At 62.6% G+C, this 2,194-nt stretch carries 1 protein-coding gene and 1 pseudogene; one reads left to right on the top strand and one right to left on the bottom strand.

The genetic code is table 11. From position 1 onward, the window contains the following. Positions 1-468 (top strand): annotated as a pseudogene (locus AC0L2C_RS34020) (IS6 family transposase); the annotation flags it as partial. A 4-nt stretch (positions 469-472) separates the two neighbouring features. Here AC0L2C_RS34020 and glmM read toward each other — a convergent pair. Then, the gene (gene glmM / locus AC0L2C_RS34015) at positions 473-1,825 is read right to left on the bottom strand and encodes a phosphoglucosamine mutase (RefSeq protein WP_473525509.1); all 1,353 of its coding nucleotides are present in this window, start codon (positions 1,823-1,825) and stop codon (positions 473-475) included. Positions 1,826-2,194: the final 369 nt, after the last annotated feature.

Here is a 2,194-nt window from a genome sequence, read left to right as displayed (position 1 = left end):
GCCTGCGCGTCCGGAGGAGATGATGGCCGAACGCGGCCTGAACGTCGACCATTCGACTGTGCACCGCTGGGTCGTCCACTTCTCGCCCCAGCTTCTGGAGCGCTTCAACGGGCAAGCGCGCCGTCACCGGCAAGTGGCACATGGACGAGACATACATCAAGATACGCGGCCAATGGATGTATCTATCGTGCCGTCGACGGCGTCGGCGACACGGTCGAGTTCTTCTTCAGCGAACACCGCGACCTGCCGGCAGCCAAGCGCTTCTTCCGGAAGGCCCTGGAGCGCCACGGCAGACCGGATCGCATCGTCATCGACGGCAGCCCGACCAATCATGAGGCGATCATTTCCTGCGACGCCGAACACCGTCTGCGGAATCGATCGCGACGAGCGCTGAAGCCGATCCGCATCCGCAAGAGCAAGTACCTCAACAATTGGATCGAGCAGGACCATCGGCGCATCAATCGCCGCTCGTCTAGGCAGCGGTCTTGATCTCGGCCATGACGCCGACGATGTCGTTCACCACCGTCTCGACCAGCTTCTGGTCGTCGCCCTCGGCCATAACCCGAATCAGGGCCTCGGTGCCGGAAGGCCGGATCACTAGGCGGCCGGACTTGCCGAGCCGGTTGCGGGCATCCTCGATCGCGGCCTTGACGGGTGCCGTCTCCAGGGGCTCGCCGCTGGAAAAGCGCACATTCTTCAGGAGCTGCGGCACCGGCTCGAACTTTTTGCAGATCTCGCTGACCGGCTTGTTCTGGCGCTTGATGCAGGCCAGCACCTGCAGCGCCGAGACCAGCCCATCGCCGGTGGTGGAGAAATCAGACAGCACGATATGGCCGGACTGCTCGCCGCCGACATTCAGCCCATGCGCGCGCATGTGCTCGACCACGTAACGGTCGCCGACCTGGGTTCGGTGAAGTTGCAGGCCGGCTTCACCGAGGAAGCGTTCGAGGCCAAGATTGGACATGACGGTGGCGACGATGCCGCCGCCTGCTAGGCGGCCGCTCTGATGCCAGGATTCGGCGATCAGCGCCATGATCTGGTCGCCGTCGACGACAGCGCCGTTCTCGTCGACGATGACCACGCGGTCGGCGTCGCCATCGAGCGCTATGCCGATGTCGGCGCGCACTTCATGAACCTTCTTGGAGAGGCCCACCGGGTGCGTCGAACCGCATTCCTCGTTGATGTTGAAGCCGTTCGGCTCGTTGTTGATGGTGATGACCTCGGCGCCGAGTTCCCAAAGCGCTGCCGGCGCCACCTTGTAGGCGGCGCCGTTGGCGCAATCGACCACGATGCGCAGGCCCGCCAGCGACATGGACCGCGGCAGAGTGCGCTTGGCGAATTCGATATAGCGGTCGTGCACGCCGTCCACGCGCTTGGCGCGCCCGAGCCCATCCGCGTCGGCCAGCGAAATGTCGACATCCTGGTCGAGCAGCGCCTCGATGCGCATCTCGATCTCGTCCGACAGCTTGTAGCCGTCGGGGCCGAACAGCTTGATGCCGTTATCGTAATAGGGGTTGTGCGAGGCCGAGATCATCACGCCGATATCGGCGCGCAGCGACCGCGCCAGCATGGCGACCGCCGGCGTCGGAATCGGCCCCAGCAGGAACACATCCATGCCGGCGGCACAGAAGCCCGCGACCAGCGCGTTCTCGATCATATAGCCCGACAGCCGCGTATCCTTGCCGAGCACGACGCGATGGCGATGGTGGCCGCGCTGGAACGACAGGCCGGCAGCCATGCCGACCTTCATCGCAACCTCGGCGGTCATCGGAAATTTGTTGGCCCCTCCCCGGATCCCGTCCGTTCCGAAATATCGTCTCGTCATCTTACTCGACGTGCCCATATATAATTCACCCAAGTGTCGCCTCGTGGACATTCCCACAGGCAGCCAGTGTCCGAGCGACTGGCCGCTTGCCACTCCGCATCTTCTTTGCAGGATACCATGATTGTCAGGACGAAAGGTGTCCTTAGCTCACAATCTGGGGTGAGGACAAGAGCTGTACAAAATCTTGCGCTAAGCCCGAACGGATCGTGAAACTCATGCGGCTCGCCGGGTTGGGGTCGGTAGCCTAAGGGTTCGAAAGCCTTTGGGCATCTGATGCTCGGTGTCCCAGGTGTAGATGCCTGTCAGGTTGATATGTTCCCAACTCAGCGGCGAGATATGCTTCAACAGCGTATCTGGAATGTTTCGCCC

This window comes from Mesorhizobium sp. WSM4845, assembly GCF_055811455.1.
The sequence above is the reverse complement of the archived record's forward strand: the minus strand, read 5'-3'. Positions and strand labels throughout refer to the sequence as shown.